General features: G+C 62.7%; 17 protein-coding genes and 1 tRNA gene. 5 read left to right on the forward strand and 13 right to left on the reverse strand.

Going from position 1 to position 22,787, the window contains the following annotated elements:
• Window positions 1–102 precede the first annotated feature (102 nt).
• Window positions 103–179: transfer RNA gene (locus tag MTX23_RS34680), tRNA-Arg, on the forward strand.
• Window positions 180–218: 39 nt separating this feature from the next.
• On the opposite strand, the gene MTX23_RS34685 is transcribed toward MTX23_RS34680, so the two are convergent.
• The 3 genes from MTX23_RS34685 to MTX23_RS34695 form a co-directional block, all read right to left on the reverse strand.
• On the reverse strand, window positions 219–1,382 hold the full coding sequence (locus MTX23_RS34685) for an IS481 family transposase (protein ID WP_280973850.1): 1,164 nt from the start codon (window positions 1,380–1,382) through the stop codon (window positions 219–221).
• A 187-nt stretch (window positions 1,383–1,569) separates the two neighbouring features.
• Window positions 1,570–2,064, reverse strand: a complete 495-nt coding sequence (locus MTX23_RS34690) for an autotransporter outer membrane beta-barrel domain-containing protein (RefSeq protein ID WP_280974561.1) — start codon at window positions 2,062–2,064, stop codon at window positions 1,570–1,572.
• Window positions 2,065–2,084: 20 nt separating this feature from the next.
• Window positions 2,085–2,861, reverse strand: coding sequence for an autotransporter-associated beta strand repeat-containing protein (locus tag MTX23_RS34695; protein WP_280974562.1), 777 nt, complete (start codon window positions 2,859–2,861; stop codon window positions 2,085–2,087).
• A 549-nt stretch (window positions 2,862–3,410) separates the two neighbouring features.
• On the opposite strand from MTX23_RS34695, the gene MTX23_RS34700 reads away from it, so the two are divergent.
• Window positions 3,411–3,980 (forward strand): peroxiredoxin-like family protein, encoded by a 570-nt coding sequence (locus MTX23_RS34700; protein ID WP_280974563.1) that lies wholly within the window; start codon window positions 3,411–3,413, stop codon window positions 3,978–3,980.
• 33 nt (window positions 3,981–4,013) lie between these two features.
• Window positions 4,014–5,066, forward strand: coding sequence for a hypothetical protein (locus tag MTX23_RS34705; RefSeq protein WP_280974564.1), 1,053 nt, complete (start codon window positions 4,014–4,016; stop codon window positions 5,064–5,066).
• A gap of 148 nt (window positions 5,067–5,214) precedes the next feature.
• On the opposite strand, the gene MTX23_RS34710 is transcribed toward MTX23_RS34705, so the two are convergent.
• Together MTX23_RS34710 and MTX23_RS34715 are read right to left on the reverse strand one after the other, a co-directional pair.
• Window positions 5,215–7,260: a TonB-dependent receptor gene (locus MTX23_RS34710; RefSeq protein WP_280974565.1), complete on the reverse strand. Its 2,046-nt coding sequence runs from the start codon at window positions 7,258–7,260 to the stop codon at window positions 5,215–5,217.
• Window positions 7,261–7,798: 538 nt separating this feature from the next.
• Window positions 7,799–8,553, reverse strand: a protein-coding gene (locus MTX23_RS34715) for an IS5 family transposase (protein ID WP_280972604.1) whose coding sequence is annotated in 2 segments (ribosomal slippage) — window positions 7,799–8,220 and window positions 8,220–8,553 — 756 coding nt in all. Because the reading frame shifts where the segments join, the coding sequence is not laid out codon by codon here.
• Between the two features lie 142 nt (window positions 8,554–8,695).
• On the opposite strand from MTX23_RS34715, the gene MTX23_RS34720 reads away from it, so the two are divergent.
• A protein-coding gene (locus tag MTX23_RS34720) for an IS630 family transposase (protein ID WP_280971795.1) occupies window positions 8,696–9,762 on the forward strand; the annotation gives its coding sequence in 2 pieces (ribosomal slippage) (window positions 8,696–9,182 and window positions 9,182–9,762; 1,068 coding nt in all).
• A 425-nt stretch (window positions 9,763–10,187) separates the two neighbouring features.
• Here the strand turns inward: MTX23_RS34720 and MTX23_RS34725 are convergent.
• From MTX23_RS34725 to MTX23_RS34760, 8 genes are all read right to left on the reverse strand, one after another.
• Complete coding sequence (locus MTX23_RS34725) at window positions 10,188–11,210, reverse strand: alpha/beta fold hydrolase (protein WP_280974566.1); 1,023 nt, start codon at window positions 11,208–11,210, stop codon at window positions 10,188–10,190.
• A gap of 442 nt (window positions 11,211–11,652) precedes the next feature.
• Window positions 11,653–11,838, reverse strand: coding sequence for a hypothetical protein (locus tag MTX23_RS34730; protein ID WP_280974567.1), 186 nt, complete (start codon window positions 11,836–11,838; stop codon window positions 11,653–11,655).
• A 132-nt stretch (window positions 11,839–11,970) separates the two neighbouring features.
• A protein-coding gene (locus tag MTX23_RS34735) for an IS5 family transposase (RefSeq protein WP_280972604.1) occupies window positions 11,971–12,725 on the reverse strand; the annotation gives its coding sequence in 2 pieces (ribosomal slippage) (window positions 11,971–12,392 and window positions 12,392–12,725; 756 coding nt in all).
• Between the two features lie 90 nt (window positions 12,726–12,815).
• The gene (locus MTX23_RS34740) at window positions 12,816–14,846 is read right to left on the reverse strand and encodes a YgiQ family radical SAM protein (protein WP_280978320.1); all 2,031 of its coding nucleotides are present in this window, start codon (window positions 14,844–14,846) and stop codon (window positions 12,816–12,818) included.
• Window positions 14,847–15,036: 190 nt separating this feature from the next.
• A complete protein-coding gene (locus MTX23_RS34745; protein WP_280974569.1) occupies window positions 15,037–18,195 on the reverse strand; it encodes a multidrug efflux RND transporter permease subunit in 3,159 nt (1,052 codons plus the stop codon).
• Window positions 18,192–19,427, reverse strand: a complete 1,236-nt coding sequence (locus MTX23_RS34750) for an efflux RND transporter periplasmic adaptor subunit (RefSeq protein WP_280974570.1) — start codon at window positions 19,425–19,427, stop codon at window positions 18,192–18,194. Before MTX23_RS34750 ends, MTX23_RS34745 begins: the two co-directional genes overlap by 4 nt.
• A 495-nt stretch (window positions 19,428–19,922) precedes the next feature.
• Window positions 19,923–20,840, reverse strand: coding sequence for a hypothetical protein (locus MTX23_RS34755; protein ID WP_280974572.1), 918 nt, complete (start codon window positions 20,838–20,840; stop codon window positions 19,923–19,925).
• On the reverse strand, window positions 20,837–21,058 hold the full coding sequence (locus tag MTX23_RS34760) for a hypothetical protein (RefSeq protein ID WP_280974573.1): 222 nt from the start codon (window positions 21,056–21,058) through the stop codon (window positions 20,837–20,839). The genes MTX23_RS34755 and MTX23_RS34760 overlap by 4 nt, the downstream gene beginning before the upstream one ends.
• Before the next feature lie 602 nt (window positions 21,059–21,660).
• On the opposite strand from MTX23_RS34760, the gene MTX23_RS34765 reads away from it, so the two are divergent.
• Window positions 21,661–22,773, forward strand: a complete 1,113-nt coding sequence (locus MTX23_RS34765) for a helix-turn-helix transcriptional regulator (RefSeq protein WP_280974574.1) — start codon at window positions 21,661–21,663, stop codon at window positions 22,771–22,773.
• Window positions 22,774–22,787: the final 14 nt, after the last annotated feature.

Raw genomic sequence — 22,787 nt, forward strand, 5'->3', positions numbered from 1 at the left:
TTCAGGCGGACTGTCATATTGGCAGGACCATTTTACAGTCCACGCGGGACCGGACAACGTCGTTGCCGTTCATGGGCCAATCAGCTAAATGAAGCCCTGCACGCACCCGTAGCTCAGCTGGATAGAGCGTTGCCCTCCGAAGGCAAAGGTCACACGTTCGAATCGTGTCGGGTGCGCCATTCTCGCAAGGGGTCCGTTCCGGACACATGGGTTACGTTTCATTCCGAGGACATAGGTAACAGTTTTGGTCCGAAGGGATTTGCAAGGGGTTCGAGCCTGCAAGTCTCGTCGTCGAAGTAGCCGAGATCATATTCCATGAAGCTGACGAGCCAAATGCGGTCGTCGGTTTGCTTGATGCCGACGGTCTGGCCGGCGAAGACCTGACTGAGATTGATCTTCTGGTTATTGAAGCAGATGCGGCCGCAAGTGGTGACGGTGGCGGCCTTATCGTGAAGCGGATAGTCGAGGTCGGGCAAGCCGCGATATGGCCGGGACGAGGGCTGATAGCGCTCGGCTGGACACTGCATGTTGAGTGCCTGGTGTGGCCGCTCGTTGTTGTAGCCGTCGATGAAGTCATCGAACCTGGCCTGCTGCTGCAGGAAGTTTTGCGCGGCCGGCTTGGTGGCCTCCAGCTTCAAGGTCAGATGCATGCGCTCATGGCGGCCGTTCTGCTGCGGGTTGCCGGGCTTGATCCGCTTGATTTCGATACCGAGCCTGAGCCACCAGACCGACAGCCTGCTTAAACCGAACAAAGCATTGGGACTGGCAAACGGAACGCCGTTGTCGGTGCGGATGGCTCGCGGCAGGCCGAACTCCTTGAAGACGCTCTCGACCACCGGGAAAGCATAGACTTCCTTGGTGGTAGAGAGGGCTTCGCAGGCAATGAGATAGCGGCTGGCGAAGTCGGTGATGGTCAAGGGATAGCAGTATCGCCGGTCGGCAAGCATGAACTCGCCTTTGTAATCGGCGCACCACAGCTCGTTCGGCTGGGCCGGCCAAGAGAGTGCTGTGCCCTCAGCCCTGTTGCGTCGTCGGGTTCGGCGCTTGACCAGGCCATGGCGATCGAGCACCGCATGCACCGTGCTGATCGCGGGCGTGTGGACATCCGGATAGAGCCGGGCCAGTCGCTCCCTGATCTTTGGGGCGCCCCAGCTCGGCTTGTCCTGCTTCAGGCGTACGATCAGCGTTTCGATCTGGTCCGGAAGCTGATTGGCGTGGCGGTATGGCCGGCGTGAGCGATCGGTGAGGCCGTCGAGCCCGGTCTTGTTGTAGCGCGTGAGGATCTTGTAGCCGGTCTTGCGGGAGATGCCGAACTCGCGGCAAAGCCCCGCCATCTGCTCGCCATCCAAAAGTCTGGCAATGAACTTCAGTCGTTCGTCCATGGGCTTACACACCTTCCAGGGCATCTTGCGCTCCCCGCAAAAGGCCCGATTGTGTAACCCATGTCTCCGGAATGAACTGTCACCCCTCTCTCAGGAAGGGCATTGGGAGAGATCGGCCTTTTTCTTTCCATCGATCAACGCCCGACTCGCCGGCCTTTATCAGCGACGCGCGAGACGCCGGAGAACGTCACCACACGATCCGGAAACCGCCAGCTCCCTTGTAGCTGTGGCTGTCGCCCGCAGGGCTAAGGCTCGTGTTGTAGGAGACCTCGCCATAAGCCGCGTAGCGGCCGTCCGCCCAGCTATAGGTGCCACCGGCGCCGATGCTGCCCCACAGCCGATCATTGGCATTCGCAAGGCTCGCGCCGGAGACGTTGACCACCGTGCCATCGAGGAACTCGTAGTGCAGGTTGGCGATGCCGTACACGTCCGAGCGGGTCAGGCGGCCGGCCTCGTCGCGCCACGTCCGCTGATGATCGAGTGGGAGGCCGACGCGACCCACGAGACTGTCGCCGCGGCCGAGTGACACCCGCGCGCCGAAGCGATCGAGGAACGTATCGAAGTCCACAGCCGAATAGACAAGCTGCGCCTGGGGCGTCAGCGAGAAACCGTTGCCCACGCCGAAACGGCGGCCGCCTTCGACGCCGAACGCATAGCCGAAACCATCGTTGCCGTGGGCCATGGTGCCGGTCAGCGCCGAGGTCAGAGCGTGACATCCTTGTTCAAGGTAATGGTCCCAGCGAACTGAGTTCCGTTGCTGCCCGGGTTGAAGGGGGTCGTGCCGATTGAAACGGTGCCGGTGCCTGAGTTGCTGACGACGATATTGTTGGGAATGTTTTGTCCTGAGAGGAAATTGGGAAAGTTGGCCAACAGCGAAATATTTGACGTTCCGCTATGCGCGTCGCCGAGCGTAACAGTCCCGCTCCCAAGGGCGCCCTTCCCGCCCCCGCCAAACACCAGGCTGCCCTGCGATACCGTCGTGCCGCCCGTATAGGTGTTGGCAGCGTTGTTGATGGTGAGCGTCCCCGCGCCGGTCTTCACCAGAGTGGCCGAACCGGCGAGCAACGAATTGACGGTTGCTGAGGCGCCTGCGTTCGTCGCGATCGTCGGCGTTGTCCCGCTCAATGTCAGCGTACCGCCGGTGATCGTATAGCCGTTGGTGTTGAAGGTCGCGCCTCCAACAGCGACCGTACCGCTCACGGTCACAGTACCCGCGGCTCCGCCAAATACGGCGGTTGCTCCGCTGGCCCACGGCACGGCGGTCGAGCCGTTGAACCAATCGACAGTGGTATTATCCCACGCGCCGGAACCGCCGGCGCCGGTGGAGCCGAAACTCAGGGTCTGTGCGTCGACGGATGTAGATGTAAATGCCGTGGCGGACAGCAGCATCGCTGCGAGGACCGCCAAGATGCGGTCGCCAGCCGCAGCGTCGATCGCCTTCCTGGCGATGGCCGGAATACGAAACGAAACATCCTGCATCTGGCAGCGTCCCGCCTTCAAATATGTATTGATCACTCGCCCAGCACATTGCGAGAGTTTATCGGCCGATTGCCTGACCAGGCTCCTCGCGGTTGTAGAATCTATATCTCACAATGTACTCGGGCGTATTTGAAAGTGCAGGGACAATGGTTGGCGCGGCCGCAGACAACTGCATGGTGTGCCCACCGCGCAACACTGGAGGTCGCCCGGCTAGCGGCAAATCGGCGCATCTGACCAGATCTGCGGCTCCAGGCGGGGCGAATGCCTAAAACCGCTAACTCCACGCCATAGGAACGCCTCCGGCAGAGCGCGACAGAAGCAGAAAATTCGTCCGACAATCCTGGTTCGATTATTCGTCTCGACGCTTTTGACGGGCGCGCTGGCAGCGATTGAGACCTTCCTGGTCAAACTCCCTGACCGGTCGCGCCTCTGGCTTCTTCTGCCTGTACTGGCGCTGTTCATGTGGTTTTCGAAATATCGGCCACCAATGAGGGATCACAGGCTCTGGCGCCGAGTTCTGACAACAGAAACTGAGAAGGAGCAAGACATATGACAGATTTCGTGCACTTGTTTCCAAGGCGGGCCGTTCCGCCTCTTCACGTTGACCTCGCGAGCGGCGGCACCTTCGATCTTGCACGCGAGAAGCCTGAGCATTTCACGCTGCTCGTGTTCTATCGCGGCCTTCACTGCCCGATCTGCAAGACCCAGCTGAGGGAACTGGAATCAAAGCTCGAAGAGTTCGACAAGCGCGGCGTTGCGGTGGTGGCCTTATCGTCCGATACGAAGGAGCGGGCAACGCAGACCAGGGACGACTGGGGATTGACGCGGCTGCGCATCGGCTATGGCCTCGATCTGGCGGCTGCACGCCGTTGGGGATTATTCATTTCCTCAGGGCGTGGCATGACCTCGACCGGGGTCGAGGAGCCGGCGCGCTTCTCGGAGCCGGCTCTCTATCTGATACGGCCGGACGGCACGCTCTACTTCGGCAGCGTCCAGACCATGCCGTTCGCGCGACCGCACTTCGCCGATATTCTCGGCGCGATCGACTATGTTCTGAAGAACAACTACCCGGCGCGCGGTGAAGTCATGGACCTGTCGGAGGCGGTCCCGGCGGCGTGACGCGACGCAGCGGCACTCCACGAAATGCGCGCGATGGGCGTGATCGCGCCGGGCAAAGCTGAAAATTGGGCCATGAGAACTGCGATCGCGTCATTGTTGCTGGCGATAGCGTCCCAATTGGCGGCGGCCTTGGGAACCATGCCTGCTGCTGCGCAGACATTGACTGAATTCGGTCTACCGGCTCCTGCCAGCCGCCCCTCCGCGATCACGACTGGGCCAGACGGCGCGCTGTGGTTCACCGAGGCTGGGGGCAAGATTGGGCGGATCACGGCTCGCGAGAGCCTCACCGAATTCCTGATCAAGGACGGCGGAATTTTGCATTCCATCACAACGGGACCCGACGGTGCTCTGTGGTTCACTGAGTTCACGTCAAATAAGATCGGGCGCATTCCGGCGAACGCCACGGCTGAAAACTTACAACTGATCGAATTTGCGGTCCCTGGGCCCCTGGGCATCACGACCGGGCCAGATGGCGCTTTGTGGTTCACCGAAGGGGTTGCAGGCAAAATCGGGCGGATCACAACTACCGGCACGGTCACCGAATTCGCGGCCCCCACAGCCAAGGGTGGAGAGATCACGACTGGACCAGATGGCGCACTGTGGTTCACAGGTGTTCGTGGCAAAATTGGACGGGTTACGACCGCGGGCGCGGTCACCGAATTCACGATCCCGCCGGAGGATAGTAGCCCGGGGGGTATTACCACTGGGCCAGACGGCGCGCTGTGGCTCACCGAACCGGTTAGTGGCAAAATCGTGCGAATGAACGCCGATGGCAAGATTACTGAATTCGGTCTTCCCAATCACGATGCCCAGCCGTGGGGTATCACGACAGGGCCAGACGGTGCGTTGTGGTTTACCGAAGCCAGTTGCGTTCGCCAGCAAGGTCCGCGGTGCATCATCGGCAACAAGATCGGCCGGATCACGACCACCGGTTCAGTCACTGAATTTGCTGTGCCATCGGATGGTAGCGGACCTCACAGCATAACGACTGGGCCGGACGGCGCGCTGTGGTTCACTGAGTATTATGGCGGCAGGGTCGGACGCTTGGTGCTTCCTCAAGGCCCTCGGGCGCGACACGTTGAATGAAGTCACGGAGCCGTAGAACGACGATCGAAAAAATCTGGTGTCAGGTCACGGTCGCCTGAGCACCCGTAGCGTTTGCGGGCTGCTGCTGCGGGAGGCGAGGGATCAGGTGTCGCTTGCGACAGGAGGTCATATAAGCGGCCAGATCAACTCAAAAATCTGTCGTGAGCGACACCAGCAGGGTACGCGGAGCGCCTTGCGACAGTCCGGAAAAGCTCGCCACACCCGACCAATAATTGGCGTTGAACACGTTCTGCACCAACGCCCGCAGCGTGACCGGCCTGCCGTTGATCCTTGTGTTGTAGCGGGCACCAAGGTCGAGCCTTGTCCAGGCCGGAACGCCCTGTGTATTTGCCGCATCCAGATACTGAGGTCCCGTATAGACCGTGTTTGCGACCAATGTCAGCCCGGGCGCGAAGGGGGCATCCCATTCGGTGCTCAAGTTGGCTTGCACGTGAGGCACGCCGATCGGCGTCTTGCCGAGAGTGGACGGGGTGTTTGTCTTTGTCAGCTCGGCTTCAATCAGCGTCACGCCGCCAAGCACTCGAATGCCCGGTTGCACCTCTCCAAACACGTTGAATTCCAACCCGCGATTTGTTTGTTCAGCGTCGGCTCGAAAAACCTTATCCGCGCCAAGTTGCCCTGAAGGTTTGGTGATCTGAAAGGCACTGATCGTAGTGGCCAGCAGGCCGAAGTCGATCTTGATGCCGGCTTCCTGCTGTTTGCTGATGTAAGGCGGAAGGACCTCTCCAGCATTGCTCGCGGTCATCGGTGCGATGTCGCCCTTGCTGAGCCCTTCGATGTAGTTCGCATAGAGTGCAACGTTATTCCAGGGCTTGACGACGAGGCCGACCATCGGCGTGAGCGCGCTTTGGTCGAAGGAGGCGGTGACGGCGCCCGTGGTCGTGTTGAAATTGTTCGATTTCACTCCCTGTTGCCGCACCCCGACGGTCAGTTGCAGGCGTTCCTGCAGAACTGACAGGGTGTCGGCCAGCGCAAGACCGGTCAATTCGGTGTCCGACAGTTTCGGCACAGTCGCGGGAGCTGGAACGAACTGCTCTGGACGGGCGATCGGCGCATAGATGTTCGACAGGACCGGGGTGCCGTTTATGGAGCCCCGCGACAACTCATCGGTGTAGTAACTTCCCTGGAAAGTTACAGCGTGTCTGATCGCGGCGGTGTCGAACCGGGCGCGCAGGCCGGCGTCGGCGACATTCCTGTCAATATCGAACTTGAAATGACCAGGTGTCGAAGTTGTGTTGCCGGCCAAATCCAGGATTGTCGGGGTGCCAAACAGACGATCGACCTTCGTGCGGCCCCCACCGGCGTCAGCGAACACCGTCACGGCTTCCGTCACGTCGTATTCGGTGCGCGCCAGCAGCGATTTGTCACGGACCTTGGACCATTCCCATGCCTGTGTGACATTTCGCCTCCCATCCGGGGCGGTTGGGACAGCCACTCCGGTGGCGACCAGAAACGGCCGCGTCGGGGCGTCGAATTTCTCCTCCTGATCGATGAAGTCGAGCGACGCTCTGAACCTGTCGCCGCGATAATCGAAGGCCGCGGCGCCGACATGCGCCTCGCGGTTCTGGTTGTCCAGCGGCGTATCGCCATTATGATAGCTGCCATTGACTCGAACTCCGAATTCACGGTTCTCGCCAAACCGCCGGCTCACATCAAGGTGCGTGCCAAGCTGTGTGCTTGACGCATAGTCGGTCGTAATCCGTGTGAGATCGACATCGGAGGCACGCTTCGGAACGATGTTGATGGTACCCCCGACGCTGCTGTTCGGCGCCATCCCGTAAAGCAGCGCGGTTGGCCCCTTGATGAGTTCGATGCGTTCAACGTAATCGGTGAACACGCGATAGTTGGGCGCGACACCATAGACACCGTTGAAGGCAATTTCTCCAACATTGCCTTCGCCGACCGGAAACCCGCGGATGAAGAAGGAATCGAGAATGCCGCCTGTCTGACCGGTGAAACGGACTGAAGGATCGTTGCCTACGACGTCGGCCACCGTGGTCGCCTGTTGATCTTCGATCTTCTTCGCCGTGTAGCTGGTGACGTTGAACGGCGTATCCATGAAGTCCTTGTTGCCCAGCAAGCCAACTTGTCCTCCACGGGCGACCTGTCCGCCCGGGTAGGACGATGGGAGCGCACCGGGCTTCGGCGCGACGGGCGTCGATTCCGCCTGCATCTTGCTCCGCTCGCTCGCCGGTCCGCCTCCGCGGACCACCCTTCGGCCCGGGTTGGATCGCGGACGCGCTCTATGCTTCGGTACGTCTGCGGTGACCGTGACTGCCGGCAACGTTGTCCTCGGCTCATTCTCTGACACAGCGCCTTGCGCGTTGGCGCGATGCAGGAAATCCGCGCTGAACAAGGCGATGAAGGCCATAGGTGCCGCGAAAGCCGTCGGCCTGGAGAATGTCGGGAGTGATTTGACGGTGGAGGCAAGACTGACAACAGGGCGACAAGTAACTCTCGGCGGCATCTGGCAACAGCTTTCCGGATTAAGATGCGAAATGAGTGCCGGGCGATTTGCCGTGAAAAAGGTCGACGGTCAACAAAGAAGCTCTTTAGTTTCAATAGTTTAGAGTAAGACTAAATCTAAACTAATCGCCGCACACGACCCCGGATCCCGCGGTTGATCCGATGATGTCGCCCTTCGGGCGATCTGGTCTTGAGTGTTATCCGGCGTGGGATCCGAACGCCGACGTCCTAAGGTCCGGACTCAATCAGGTCCACCAAATGATAGCGGCAGCAAGATTGACGGCCGAGAGGAAGTTTCTGGCGAGCTTGTCATAGCGGGTTGCAATGCGCCGCCAGTCCTTGAGCCTGCAAAACATGCGCTCGACGAGGTTGCGCCGCTTGTATGCGGCGCGGTCGAACGGATGGAAGCGTTTTCGGGTGGGATTGTTTGGGATGACCGGGGTTGTTCCCCGTTCGATGAGGAATTGCCGCAGTTCGTTCGCGTCATAGGCCGTGTCGGCCGCACAGCAACGCGGTGGTGGCAGAGAGCTGAGCAGGGGCAGCGCCGCGCGGATGTCACCACGCTGACCTGGCGTTACTTCGAGCGCGATGGCGCGTCCGAGACTGTCGCAGACGGCGTGGATCTTGGTGGTCCTGCCACCGCGGGAACGACCGATGGCCTGAGCCTCCGCCCCCCTTTTCCACCGGCCGCCGCACGGTGCGCCTTGGCGGTCGTGGAATCGATGGCCTGGAAGTCGTCATCGGGCGACAGGCCCCGAAGTGCTTCGAACAGATTGCGCCAGACCTCGCGCCGCGACCAGCGGTTCCAGCGATTGTAGACGGTCGTGTAAGGGCCGAACACTGCCGGGCAATCGCGCCAGCGGCAGCCGGACTTCAACACATGGATGATGCCACTGATCACGCGGCGATCATCGACTCGACGAGCGCCGGGCTGATTTTGCGGCAGCAAGGGCTCGATTGCTGCCCACTGCCGATCATTCAACCAAAACTCGCCCGCCATGATCCAAGCCCCGCAAATGCAGAGCTTGAATCATATCTCCACGTAAAATTATACCAACGGCCCCCGGATTTGACTCACATTTGGGATTTCCAAATCAGTGAGTTTCTGAATCGATGTTGCTGCGTAGACAGGAGCAATATCGATGGGGGCAGCGGTAGCGATTACGCGGCTTGATTTGACCGCGGGCGAGCTTCGGAAGGCGGCGCGCAGAGAGAAGAATAGTACGGTAGCGCGGCGGATATTGGCGCTTGCGCTTGTGCTGGAGGGCGCGGACCGCAAGAAGGCAGCCGAAAGTTGCGGGATGGATCGTCAGACCCTGCGGGACTGGGTGCATCGTTATAACGCCGAAGGCTTGGCGGGACTGCGGTCGCGCAAACCGACGGGACCGCGGTCGCGGCTGACGACAGAGCAGCAGGCCGAATTGGCCGCGTTGGTCGAGGCCGGTCCCGATCCTGAGCAGCATGGGGTCGTACGTTGGCGGCGGGTGGATTTGCGCGACGAGCTTGAGCGGCGGTTTGGCGTCAAACTGCACGAACGTTCGGTCGGCAAGGTTCTGGCCAAGCTCGGGTACCGCCGGCTCTCGGTGCGGCCGCGCCATCCGCAAGCCGATGAAGCGGCTCAGGAAGCGTTCAAAAAAACTTTGCTACGACCCTCACGACAACGCTCCCCGCTCACGCCCAAGGCAAGCCGATCGAAATCTGGTTCCAGGACGAGGCGCGGATCGGCCAGCAGGGCACGCTGACACGCGTGTGGGCCAAGCGTGGCTCACGGCCTCGCGCGCCGCGCGATCGACGTTACGATTGGGCTTATCTCTTCGGTGCCGCCTGTCCTCAACGGGGCGTCGCCGCGGGTCTTGTCATGCCGACGGCAAATGCAGAGGCGACGTCACTGCATTTGGAGGCAATCAGCCGCAAAGTTGCACCCGACGCACATGCCGTTCTCGTCTTCGACGGCGCCGGCTATCACAGTGCCGGCACCGTCCGAGCTCCGGAAAATATCACTCTGTTACAGCTGCCGCCTTATGCGCCCGAGCTCAATCCGATTGAAAACGTCTGGCAGTACCTGCGCGCCAACAAGCTCGCCATCACCGTCTTCGACGACTACGACGATATCGTCGCCAAGACCTGCGAAGCCTGGAACTTCTTCGCAAATGATCCAGGTCGCATCGCCTCAATCACAAGCCGCACTTGGGCAACAGTCAATCCTTAGGGCCATTGGTATTATACATCTGATTGAGTACAAACCTTAAAGCGCTTGATTGGTTTCGCATCTGTGGGCGCAATGTTCGGCGGCGATTCACTGCCGATCTTTGCCTCCGTTTGCCGGACCGCCACCGGCGGATCGTTCTCACTACAAAAGAATGCGGTCGACAAGTCACCCGTTTCGCCGTTCGAGCGTGGCAGCGTACTGGTCGTCCTGCTCGATGTTGGCCGCGGCCGCGAGGCCGGGAATAGCCTCCGGCGACCGGTCGCGGCGTCATGACTTTTTTGAGCGCGAGTCCCCAGGAAGCGACCCAATCTTTGACCTCGTGATGCGATGCACCCTCGCCGCGATCGAGCTAAGCGATGGCGCGCTTGATACCGGCCACCTGCCATTCACTGACTTCGGTCTTAATCGCTTTCTCAAAGCCGAGTTCACGCGGCTGTGGTGTCAATCGAGCGGCGTATCACCCGCTGCACGTCCGCGTTCGACAGAAACAAATCGTGGTTGATGATGCCCCAGCCGGCGTCGGAAGCGTCGATCACGCGCACCCCGAGCCGCTCGATGGCAGTCTTCTCGGCGGCGCCGACTCGTGTCATGCCACCAGCGATTTGTCCGGACAGCGCCAACGCGCGATCGTTCGTCGCGGCGATCACGGTGATCTTGCCGGCGAGCGGACCAATGCGGTGGATCGCCGACGAGAACACGTCCATATCGATGTCCGGCGCGGCAAACACAATCGCGCCGATCCTGCCCGCAACGGTGTCACCGTATCGCGCATAGAGCTGACGTAGGCTTTCCAGCGCCAGCATGGTCCCCATGCTGTGCGCGACAATGTGGACGCGGCCGCTGCCCGGAGCAGACACGATGGAAGAGAGCACGCGCTCGAAGTCGTCGCGGGACCACATCGCGCTGTCGCGGTCATAGGCGTAGTCGAACAGTCCCGCTTTCGAAGGCCAGGAGAATACCATTGTCCGGCCGCGGAACTTGATTCCATCGGAGAGGCGTGCGGCATCGAGCGCCGCCGTCTCGAATGTCTGTTTGAAGCCGTGCACGTAGATCAGGACGTCTCCTCCGCCAGCGGCCTGCGCAAGAAGATCGCCGACCTCCCCCGACAACGGCTCGACCTGATCAAGACGCCAGTCGGCAAGACCGATTGCGGCAAGCGAGAGGCGGCCATCGTCCGGCGGCACCAGCCTCGCCCGCGCGACGGTCATCGTCGAAGCCCGCTCCGGTCCGAACCAAGGCTTCGCGCGCCCGCCGTTCACCCGCTTGCGCGTGGTTGTGACGAGCAATGTGGGGGCAACTGAAAGGGACGACGCGTCGAAGCGCGCGCCTGTCGCGGCCAAGCCAGCGCATCCGCCAAGCGCAAGCGCGCCGGTTAGGGACGAAAGTCCGCCCAGGAGCGCGCGGCGGGACACAACAACATCTTGCTGCAACAAATATGGGACGATCACACGGAACCTTTTGGGAACACCGTCGCTATGACCAGCCCCTGCAAGTTTCGTGAACGATAATGGCGGCGAGAAATGGGCGGCCGGTCCTGCGGACGGCGCGCAAAATCTCGACCTATCGCAGTTCACGGATTGGCCATATAGCAGGCTCCCCACCATAACGCGAAGCAGTAATGCCCGCCTTCATCGGCTGTGGCGCGCCAGCAAATTCCGCGGGTTACGCTAAAATCCGTGATTGAGGGATGACCCCGAGTAAGCAAGGGGTAAGCAGCAGATCAGCCTTGAGAAGTATCTGCGTGCGAGAAGCGCTTGCTCTTATTTCTTGCGCGGCTGCGGGGCGAGCTCTGAAGTCCCAAGATCTGGCTCGATGTGACTGGCGGGTCTCTAGAGACCGCCCAAGGTTATTTGAAGCTCATTTGCGGGCCGAATGGGCCACGCGGACGCATCACCGGAAGGTGGTTGCTGAACCCGCGAAGTAACCTTCGAGCTCTACGACCGCGCGGCGCTCCCATTCCTCAGCCTGCCTAAGGAGAGAGGGTCGTTGGACCGGGCGGAAGGCTGCGGCCTGGCGACAAAGCGAAGCTATCGCGCGGTAGCGGCGCACGTTCTCCATAACGGCCAGCCCGGTCATGTTTGGAACTCCCCATCCCTTTCCCGGGCGCGAACTTGCGGCAGAACTATTTTTGATCCGTTAGCGGCTCGAGCGGAAAGCGCGAATGGTTGGCAAAACATTGCGACAAGCAGATTTAAGGTCCGGACTCAATCAGGTCCACCAAATGATAGCGGCAGCAAGATTGACGGCCGAGAGGAAGTTTCTGGCGAGCTTGTCATAGCGGGTTGCAATGCGCCGCCAGTCCTTGAGCCTGCAAAACATGCGCTCGACGAGGTTGCGCCGCTTGTATGCGGCGCGGTCGAACGGATGGAAGCGTTTTCGGGTGGGATTGTTTGGGATGACCGGGGTTGTTCCCCGTTCGATGAGGAATTGCCGCAGTTCGTTCGCGTCATAGGCCGTGTCGGCCGCACAGCAACGCGGTGGTGGCAGAGAGCTGAGCAGGGGCAGCGCCGCGCGGATGTCACCACGCTGACCTGGCGTTACTTCGAGCGCGATGGCGCGTCCGAGACTGTCGCAGACGGCGTGGATCTTGGTGGTCCTGCCACCGCGGGAACGACCGATGGCCTGAGCCTCCGCCCCCCTTTTCCACCGGCCGCCGCACGGTGCGCCTTGGCGGTCGTGGAATCGATGGCCTGGAAGTCGTCATCGGGCGACAGGCCCCGAAGTGCTTCGAACAGATTGCGCCAGACCTCGCGCCGCGACCAGCGGTTCCAGCGATTGTAGACGGTCGTGTAAGGGCCGAACACTGCCGGGCAATCGCGCCAGCGGCAGCCGGACTTCAACACATGGATGATGCCACTGATCACGCGGCGATCATCGACTCGACGAGCGCCGGGCTGATTTTGCGGCAGCAAGGGCTCGATTGCTGCCCACTGCCGATCATTCAACCAAAACTCGCCCGCCATGATCCAAGCCCCGCAAATGCAGAGCTTGAATCATATCTCCACGTAAAATTATACATCTGATTGAGTACAAACCTTAGCCCGCCGCGCCGATTACTTGCCCATCCGCAGGCCCTTGGTGGTGAAGCGCTGCGTTCTGCCGCCGGGGCGCACTGGCCGGCGCGTGGCGGCGGCCTTGCCGGTGCCGGGCGGCTGGTGGGCGGGCACGAGTTGATCGGGACGCGAGCCGATCAGATCGGCGCGGCCCATCCCTTTCAGCGCCTCGCGCAGCAGCGGCCAGTTGTCGGGGTCGTGATAGCGCAGGAACGCCTTGTGCAATCGCCGCTGCCGCAGCCCCTTGATCGCCTCGACCTTGTCGCTCGCGCCACGACGCACGCCGCGCAGCGGATTGACGCCGGTGTGGTACATCGCCGTCGCGGTCGCCATCGGCGACGGCAGGAACGTCTGCACCTGATCGGCGCGGTAACGATTCTTCTTGAGCCAGAGCGCGAGGTTCATCATGTCCTCGTCGGTCGTGCCCGGATGTGCCGCGATGAAATACGGGATCAGATAGTATTTCTTGCCGGCCTGCTCGGCGGCGGCATCGAACATCCGCTTGAAGCGGTTGTAGGCGCCGATGCCCGGCTTCATCATCTTGTCGAGCGGGCCGCGCTCGGTATGCTCGGGCGCGATCTTCAGGTAGCCGCCGACGTGATGGGTGACGAGCTCCTTGATATAGGCGGGGCTCTCCACCGCGAGGTCGTAGCGCACGCCGGAGGCGACCATCACCTTCTTGATGCCCTTCACCTCGCGCACCTTGCGATAGAGCCGGATCAGCTCGTCATGCGAGGTGTTGAGGTTCGGGCAGATCTCGGGAAACACGCAGGACGGCCGACGGCATGCCGCCTCGATCTTCGGATCCTTGCACGCCATCCGGTACATGTTGGCGGTCGGCCCGCCGATGTCGGAGATCACGCCGGTGAAGCCCGGCGTCTTGTCTCTGATACGCTCGATCTCGCGCAGGATCGAGCCTTCCGAGCGATTCTGGATGATGCGGCCCTCATGCTCGGTGATCGAGCAGAAGGTGCAGCCGCCGAAGCAGCCGCGCATGATCGTCACCGAAAACTTGATCATCTCCCACGCGGGGATCTTGGCATCGCCATAGGACGGATGCGGCGCGCGGGCGTAAGGCAGATCGTAGACGGCATCCATCTCGGCCGTCGTCAGCGGAATCGGCGGCGGGTTGAGCCACAGATCGCGGTCGCCGTGGCGCTGCACGAGCGGCCGCGCATTGCCGGGATTGCTCTCCCGATGCAGCACGCGCGAGGCGCGGGCATAGGCCTCGCGGTCCTGCTCAACCTGCTCGCAGCCCGGCAGGCGGATCACGACATCGCCGGGATGGCGCGCCGCGCCCTCGTCGGCAGCGTCGAGATCGTCGGCATGCAGCTCCGTGTAGCGGTCGGGCACGCGGCGGAACAGCGCGACACCCCTGATAGAGTCGAGATCGCGCGGCGCTTCGCCGTTGGCGAGCCGGTGCGCCACCTCGACCACGGCACGCTCGGCGTTACCGTAGAGCAGGAGGTCTGCCTTGGCGTCCGCCAGCACCGAGCGGCGCACCTTGTCGGACCAGTAATCGTAATGCGCGATGCGGCGCAGCGACGCCTCGATGCCGCCGAGCACGATCGGCACGTCCTTGAACGCTTCGCGGCAGCGTTGGGCGTAAACGATGGTGCAGCGATCCGGCCGCCGGCCGCCCTCTCCGCTCGGCGTGTAGGCGTCGTCGTGACGCAGCCGGCGGTCGGCGGTGTAGCGGTTGACCATCGAATCCATGTTGCCGCCGGTGACGCCGAAGAACAGCAGCGGCTTGCCCAGCGCCTTGAACGGCTCGGCCGACTGCCAGTCGGGCTGCGCGATGATGCCGACCCTGAAGCCTTGGGCTTCGAGCAGCCGGCCGATGATCGCCATGCCGAAACTCGGATGGTCGACATAGGCGTCGCCCGTCACCAGCACGACGTCGCAGGCGTCCCAGCCGAGCTTCGTCATCTCGGCGCGGGTCATCGGCAGAAACGGCGCCGGCTTGCCGGGATGCGCCCGGTGGCGGGGCCAGGAGCTCAGGGGCTTTGCAGTGGAAGCGAGGCTTTGCATGGCGCTCACGCATAGGACTCTGGGGCTGCGAATTCAACCAGCCGGCATGCCGCTCGATGTGATTGCGCAAGAACTTTGGCATCGCCGAAGGCCAATTCGCATCCAAAATCAACTCTTTACGCGTCGGGCACTTTGCCCTGTCACATAAGCGATGTTTCAGACCGGAGTGGCGACCTTGGCGCTCTGCGCCTCACTCCGGCCGCTCGTGGGCCGAGGCGTCCGATCCCCTGCCCTTTCGGCCGAACCGATTCTTCACGCCCTCGCGCCAGCGCTGGAAGGTCACGTAAAGCATCGGCACCAAGAAGATGCCGATCGAGCTTGCGGCGAGCATGCCGCCGAACACGGCCGTGCCGACGGCGCGACGGCTGATCTGGGCAGCGCCGGTGGCGACCACCAGCGGAACGAGGCCCAGGATGAAGGCGATCGACGTCATCATGACCGCGCGGAAGCGCATCTGCGATCCGAGGGCCGCGGCTTCCCGGATCGACAGGCCGGCTTCGCGCTGCTCCTTGGCGAACTCGACGATCAGGATGCCGTTCTTGGCCGCGAGCGCGATCAGCACCACGAGGCCGATCTGGCCGTAGAGATCGAGATTCAGGCCAGTGACCTTGATGGCGAGATAGGAGCCGAACACGCCGACCGCGACCGACAGCAGCACGGGAATCGGGATCGTCCAGCTCTCGTACAGCGCGACCAGGAACAGATAGGCGAACAGCACCGCGAGCGCGAGGATGATGCCGGTTTGACCTGAGGCCGCCTGCTCCTGATAGGCGGTGCCGGTCCATTCGTAGGAATAGCCGGCCGGCAATGTCGCCTTGGAGATATCGGCCATGGCCGCAATCGCGGTGCCCGACGACACGCCCGCCGCCGGGCCGCCATTCACGGTGACCGAACGATAGTTGTTGTAGCGGGTGATCACCTGCGGCCCGGTGACGATCCGTAAGCTTGCGATCGAACGGATCGGCACCATCTCGCCGCCGCTGTTGCGCACATAGATCTGCCAGATATCGGGGATGTCGGCGCGGTTGGCGGCCTCGCCCTGCACATTGACCTGCCAGGTGCGGCCGAACAGGTTGAAGTTGTTGACGTAGATGCCGCCGAGCGTGGCCTGCAGCGCGGTGAAGACGTCGGCCATGTTGAGGCCGAGCGCCTGCGCCTTGGCGCGATCGATGTCGAGATAGATCGACGGATTGGTCGCGGTGAAGGTCGAGAACACGCGGGTCAGCCGCGGGTCGCGGTTTGCGGCGCCGATCAATCCGCCCATCACGCTGCCGAGCGCAGCGGGATCCTGCCCCTCGAGTGCTTCGAGCTGGTATTCGAAGCCGCCCGATGTCGAGAGCCCGATGATGGGCGGCAGGTTGAACGGCAGCACAGAAGCCTGACGGATCTGCGAGCCACCGATGAACGTCTGCCGGATTGCGGCCTGCACCGAGTCGGTCACGGCCTTGCGGTCGGCAAACGGCTTCATGCGAGCGACCATGAAGGCCGAATTCGGCTCGCTGCCGCCGTCGAGCAGCGAAAAGCCGATGATCGACAGTACGTGATCGATTGACGGGTTCTTCTTCAGCAGCGCTTCGACCTGCTTGGTCACCTCGCTGGTGCGCGCCACCGATGCGCCGTCGGGCAATTGCACGGCGATGAAGAACGCGCCCTGGTCCTCCTCGGGCAGGAAGCCGGTCGGGGTGATCCGCGACACGCCGAAGATGCCGCCGGCAAACACCAGCACGGCGACCAGCGACAGCATCGCCAGACGCAGCAACCGTCGCACCATGCTAGCATAACGGTCGCGCACCCAATCGATGCCGCCGAGCACCCGCCCCATGATGCCGCGGCGCGGTCCGCCATGGCGCAGGAACACGGCGCAGAGCGCCGGCGAGAGCGTGAGCGCATTCAGCGCCGAGATCACCATCGCCGCGCTGATCGTCACCGCGAACTGACGGAACAGCGTTCCGGAGATTCCGGGGATGAACGCGATCGGCACGAACACCGAGAGCAGCACCAGCGAGATCGCGATAATCGGCGCGGTGATCTGCGCCATCGCCTTCTTGGTGGCGTCGGCGGGCGACAGCTCCGGCTCCTCCTCCATGACGCGTTCGACATTCTCGACCACCACGATGGCGTCGTCGACCACGATGCCGATGGCGAGCACCATCGCGAGCAGCGACACCGTGTTGGCGGAATAGCCCATAGCCAGCAGGACGGCGAAGGTGCCGATCAGGCTGACCGGAACCGCCACCGCCGGAATCACGGTGGCGCGCAGATTGCCCAGGAACAGGAACACCACGATCACGACGAGCACGAAGGCCTCGCCGAGCGTCTTCATCACCTCCTTGATCGTGTCGGTGACGAAGGTCGTGGAGTCGTACTGCACGAGATAGGTCAGGCCCGGCGGAAACCGCTCCGACAGCCTTGCCAGCGTGGCCTGGACGGCCTTCGCGGTCGTGACGGCATTGGCGCCGGGAGCAAGATAGATGCCCATCGGCACGCCGGGATTGCCGTCGATCCGAGACTCAGAGTCCATGTTCTGCGCGCCGATCTCGACGCGGGCGACGTCCCTGATCCGCAGCACCGATCCGTCCGGATTGGCGCGCAGCACGATGTTGCCGAACTGTTCCGACGTCGTCAGCCGCCCCTGCGTCTGCACGTTGAACTGGAATTGCTGATCGTTGCTGATCGGGCGCGCGCCGATGCGGCCGACCGGCGCCTGCACGCTCTGCGCCCGGATCGCGGCGATCACGTCCGATGGCGCCAGGTTGAGGCTGGTGAGCCGCTGCGTGTCGAACCAGATCCGCATCGAGTAGTTCAGCTTCGCGAACAGCGACGCCTGCCCGACGCCGGGCGTACGCGAAATCGCGTCCAGCACGTTGATGATGGCGTAGTTGGTGATGAACAGCGGATCCTGCTGGCCGCTCTTGCTGTACAGCACGATGAACTGCAGCACGGCCGAGGATTTCTTCTGCACGGTCAGGCCCTGCGCCTGCACCTCGGTCGGCAGTTGCGCGAGTGCGCTCTGCACGCGGTTGTTGACGTTGACCGTGTTGATGTCCGGATTGGTGCCGAGTGCGAACGACACCGTCAGCGTGTAGCTGCCGTCATTGCCGCTGGTCGACTTCATATAGAGCATCTTGTCGACGCCGACGACCTGCGCTTCCAGCGGCTGAGCGACGCTCGATTCCACCACGTCGGCGGAAGCTCCGGGAAACACTGCCGAGACCGTGACCTGCGGCGGCACGATGTCGGGGAACTGGGCGACGGGGATCTGCAGCAGCGCCAACGCACCTGCGATCGTGATCACGAACGCAATGACGATCGCGAGCCGCGGACGATCGACGAAGACCGCGGAAATCATGGGTTGGCGCCCGACTTCGAGCCGCCGGCCCTGCCATTGTCTTCGGCCGAGACCTTCATGCTCGACTGGATCAACGCGCTGGCCGGCCCTGGCGCGACCGCCTCGCCCGCCCGCACCTTCTGCAGCCCCTCGGCGATCACCTTGTCGCCAAGCGAGAGCCCGCTTGTTACCGCCGCGATCGTGGACGTCGATTGCCCGAGCTTGATCCGCCGTTGCTCGGCCTTGTTGTCCGCGCCAACGACATAGACGTATTCGCCCTCCTGGTCCGAGAGCACCGCCGAGCGCGGGATCGCCAGCACCTCAACCGGCTGCACGCCCTCCAGCAGGACGGTCACGAACTCGTTGTCGGTGAGCTCGCGCACCGCGCCACCGGTCTCAGTCGACTTGTACAGTGACGGATTCGGGATGGTGCCGCGCAGCGTGATCGTATCGGTATTCTGCGCGATAGTGTTGTTGACGAAATTCAGCTGGCCGACCTTGTCGTAGAGCCGGCCGTCCGGCAGGCGTAGTCGGATGACGACTGCATTGAAGCCGCCGCGCGTCACGTAGCGTGCGCGCAGAGTCAGCGCCTCGCGCACCGGCACCGGGAAGGTGACATACATCGGGTCCTGGCTGACGATCGTTGTCAATGTTCCCGAGCTCGGCGTCACCACGTTGCCTTCGGTCACCGCGGTGCGCCCGATCCTGCCGTCGATCGGCGAATGAATCTCCGTGTAGTCGAGATTGATCTGGGACAGATCAACCTGCGCCTGCGCGGCCTGCACCTGCGCCTCGAGGCTCTGCTGGTTGGCGACGGCGGCATCGTAAGTCGATTGCTGGCCCGCCGGCCCCCCGAGCAGGGCCTTGGCGCGGTCCGTCGTCAGCTTGGCGTTGACCAGCGTCGCCTGCAATTGTGCGACCTGCGCCTTCTTCGATGCCAGGTCGGCCTCGAACGGGCCGCGCTCGAGCTGATAGAGCAGATCGCCGGACTTGACCTCGGCCCCTTCGACGAAGTTCCGCTTCTCCAGAAATGCGGTGACGCGCGCGACCACATTCACCCGGTTGGTCGCCTCTATTCGTCCCAGAAACTCGCTGGACTCGGTGACGGGACGCTTGACCGTCTCGATCACGCCCACCGCGGGAGGCCCTGGCGGCGCCGTCTGGGCATCAACAGCCGATACCCCCGCAAATACCAATCCCGCCGATACGAGAAGACCTGCCGTTCGACCGCGCATTCTTTCCGTACCGTTCATAGTGTCGAACCCTTCGGCTATCGGCGGTTTCCACGAAGCAGAGTTGAGGTCGAGTTCCTTCGGACGCGAAGGTCGGGGATAGGCTGGCTGCGCTGCAGCGGATCATAACGCGCCCAATCCGCATCCGACAATCCTGTAACCCGATTGCCTCGTTCCGCATCTGTGCTGGCGACGCGGCAGCTTCGGTGATCGAACCATGCAGGAATAACAGAGCCAAATCAGACCGCGTTGGCCAGGCCGGCACGTCGAGCGGCACGGGGCTGTCAGCGTGATTGTACTCAAATGCTCGCGAGTTGCTGCTTCGGCTCGGCGCGTTCCCGGCCTCGCAAGCGGCGGCGCTGCATGCGCATGTTGGGATGAGGCTGTCATCAAGGCGTCACGAAGACCATACCGAGGTAGCGCCCCCGAGCGTGTCGGACGACAAGGCCGTGGCGCGTTCTTGCGCTTGGCACGGTTTGACGCGCATCGAAGCTGATCTGACGCGGCTACGACGTCTCACAAGGCGATGGCGTTCTTCAGGCGGGATGTCGCTTGATAGGCGGGCGATGCCAGCCGCTCCTGCAGCCACGGCCTGGCGCTCTTGCCGTTCACCTCATGCACGCCATCGAAGATGGTCATGCCGATCAAATTCGCGTGGCCGGACGATGCGTACACCGACTGCATTTCCGCGAACTTCTCGTCTCGCCCATACTCGGTCGAGTTTGCGACGTCGCGATTTCCGAGCTCGATGAAGAGCGGACAGGGGCAAATCAGGTGCGCCAACACTCTTCCGACATATTTGGCGCGGCTGTTGCTGAAATGGATGTATGTCGCGAGTTCGATGCCGAGATTCTTGCTGAAGATCGGCGACATCAGAAACTTCGTCTCGTCGCGCATATATCCCGAGACGACGGTCGGCCTCATGTGTCCCGTCGCGGCCTCGAGATGGAGCGCCAGGAACGCGCCCCAGGAAACGCCGTAGACGCCGACATTCAGACCGGACAGTCCGGTCAGCTTCCTGCAAACAGTTTCGCCGGCATCGATCGATGCGCACGACACGTTGTGGGCGGAGATGCGATGTGACGCCAGCATGGCGGCAATGTTGTTCTGGCTTTCCTGATTTCCGATCTGGACGATGTACGGGCACCAGACGACGTAGCCATCCTGGCACAGCTGCTTGCCGATGGCGTTCATGTAGTCCGGATCTGCGTCGACGAAGCACCGCTCCGGCGTGCTGGCCATGCCGTGAGCGAGCAGCACCAGTCCCTTGATCTCGCCGTCGGGAATTCCCAGGCATCCCCGCACCGGCAATCCGCATTCCAGATTGAGCTCGACCTTCACGACGGAAAAAGCATCCTGCCTCTTCCGCCAGAGGACGCGCATCGCGTCACTGGAGGCGCGATAGAGACGACGTTGCAGGAACAGCGATCTCATCTCCCTTCGAATTCCGGGCCTGTTGCGCCGGCCCTCAACTTTCCGCTCGCGGCGATGTCGAAGAACGACCGGCAGAACGCGTCATAGCCAAGGGCCGGCAGATCGACGTTTGCACAAGCTCCGCGGCAACGGCCGAGCCCAAGCCCGTCGTGGCCGGCCATCGAGGCCGGCCCGACCAGCGTCATCAACAATCCGGACAGGGCCCTGCGGCTGATCATTGGTCACCTTGCGTCCGCTACAGCATGATCCGGAAAAGTGTGAAGCGGCTTTCCGAAAAGATCATGCTCAAACAGGAAGCTAAAGCGCGATGACGATTCAACGCAATCTCATCGCGCTTTAGCTGGCGTGAGAAGTCGCGGCGACGCAAATTAAAGGATGTTCATGGCCGAACGAACCGAAGCGGCGTTGCAAAGATGCGACGATTCCAGGCTCGCGCTCGCGTCATTCCTGTCGATTGATTTCTGAGCGCTTCAGAACGTTTCAGCTCGTCAACAATCTTCATTGCGGTGCGGGTCTAAAGCTGATGCCGCGCGTGGCACGGACCCGCACTCCTCGATCCTGACGTCATGATGCAGATGAGGTGACCGGGCGCAGTCCATCTGTGCTGGCGGCCGCCCGGCGGCTCGCGGCCAAACGAGAACACGCCTCCGGCGCCCAAGCGAAAGTCACGGGCCAGGTCAAAATGACGCAGCAATCCGCGGCGATCGCCGTCATGCCCCCGGAGTCTCACGGACTCCCGCGTCAACCCGAATCGATCTAACGAAATATTTCGGGGGTCGGCGGGTTTATCTGCCAGGCAGCAACGCTTCTGGAACGGCCGATGAAGGGCGACCTGCACGAGCATCTGATCGAACTGGTCTATGAAGCCGCGGTCGTTCCGGAGCTGTGGCCGCAGGTCCTGCATCAGGTCGGCGGCATCGCGCGCGCACGCGGGGTCGTGCTGCTGACGGCGGATCCACACGACGTGCACTGGGTCGCTTCTCCGGACATGCACGACGACACGGTCGCCTATGTCGAGGGCCGCTGGCACGAGCGCAACGGACGGTTGCCGCGCCTGCTGTCGGCTAATCATGCCGGCTTCCTGCGCGACATCGACGTGTTCGCTACGCCCGAAGAGGTGCAGCAGGACCTTCAGATCCGTGAATTCTTCCGCCCGCGCGGGCTCGGATGGGGCGCGGGCACCGCAATCCCGGTGCCGAGCGGCGACGTGCTGATCTACAGCGTCGAGCGCGAATATGATCGCGGGCCGATCGAGCAGGAGGCGATCGACCAGCTCGACGCGCTGCGACCGCATCTGGCGCGCGCAGCGCTGCTGTCGGCGCGGCTCGGCATGGAGCGCGCGCGAGCGGCAACCGTGTCGCTGGCGATGCTCGGGTTGCCCGCGGCGGTGCTGCGGCGCGGCGGCCGGTTGATGACGGCTAATCCGTTGTTCGACCGCCTGGTGCCCGACGTCATGCAGGATCGCGCCGAGCGCCTCACGCTGGCGTCGGCCACCGCGGACGTGCTGTTTACACAGGCGCTTGCGGCGCTCGACAACGGGCCGATCAGCGCGGAGGTGCGCTCGGTCCCGGTCGCGGCACAGGATGATCGCCCGCCAATGATCGTGCATGTGGTGCCGATCCACGGCGCGGCGCACGACCTGTTCGATCGCGCATCTGCGATCGTGATGGTGACGCCGGTCGTGCCGTCCGAGGTGCCGACGGCGGAGGTGCTGCAGGGCCTGTTCGACCTGACGCCGGCGGAGGCGCGCGTCGCACGCGGCATCGGCGAGGGGCGTACGGTCGAGGCCATTGCCGGCGCGTTCGGCATCTCGCGCGAAACGGTACGCAACCAGCTCAAGGCGGTGCTGGCGAAGACCGGGCAGAGGCGGCAGGTGGAGCTGGCCGGGCTACTCGCCGGCGCAAGGACGCCGCCGGGTTCGCCTGAAGGGTGAGGTCGTCGCCGTGC

This window comes from Bradyrhizobium sp. ISRA436 (assembly GCF_029910015.1).
Lineage (GTDB): Bacteria > Pseudomonadota > Alphaproteobacteria > Rhizobiales > Xanthobacteraceae > Bradyrhizobium.

Bases quoted from the DNA above. Each gene is read 5' to 3' on its own strand.
- MTX23_RS34740 (WP_280978320.1), bottom strand. From the start codon at position 14,846: ATGCAAAGCCTCGCTTCCACTGCAAAGCCCCTGAGCTCCTGGCCCCGC.
- MTX23_RS34710 (WP_280974565.1), bottom strand. From the start codon at position 7,260: ATGCAGGCGGAATCGACGCCCGTCGCGCCGAAGCCCGGTGCGCTCCCA.
- MTX23_RS34745 (WP_280974569.1), bottom strand. From the start codon at position 18,195: ATGATTTCCGCGGTCTTCGTCGATCGTCCGCGGCTCGCGATCGTCATT.
- MTX23_RS34695 (WP_280974562.1), bottom strand. From the start codon at position 2,861: ATGCAGGATGTTTCGTTTCGTATTCCGGCCATCGCCAGGAAGGCGATC.
- MTX23_RS34765 (WP_280974574.1), top strand. From the start codon at position 21,661: ATGAAGGGCGACCTGCACGAGCATCTGATCGAACTGGTCTATGAAGCC.
- MTX23_RS34760 (WP_280974573.1), bottom strand. From the start codon at position 21,058: ATGATCAGCCGCAGGGCCCTGTCCGGATTGTTGATGACGCTGGTCGGG.
- MTX23_RS34700 (WP_280974563.1), top strand. From the start codon at position 3,411: ATGACAGATTTCGTGCACTTGTTTCCAAGGCGGGCCGTTCCGCCTCTT.
- MTX23_RS34730 (WP_280974567.1), bottom strand. From the start codon at position 11,838: ATGACCGGGCTGGCCGTTATGGAGAACGTGCGCCGCTACCGCGCGATA.
- MTX23_RS34690 (WP_280974561.1), bottom strand. From the start codon at position 2,064: ATGGCCCACGGCAACGATGGTTTCGGCTATGCGTTCGGCGTCGAAGGC.
- MTX23_RS34685 (WP_280973850.1), bottom strand. From the start codon at position 1,382: ATGGACGAACGACTGAAGTTCATTGCCAGACTTTTGGATGGCGAGCAG.
- MTX23_RS34755 (WP_280974572.1), bottom strand. From the start codon at position 20,840: ATGAGATCGCTGTTCCTGCAACGTCGTCTCTATCGCGCCTCCAGTGAC.
- MTX23_RS34705 (WP_280974564.1), top strand. From the start codon at position 4,014: ATGGGCGTGATCGCGCCGGGCAAAGCTGAAAATTGGGCCATGAGAACT.
- MTX23_RS34750 (WP_280974570.1), bottom strand. From the start codon at position 19,427: ATGAACGGTACGGAAAGAATGCGCGGTCGAACGGCAGGTCTTCTCGTA.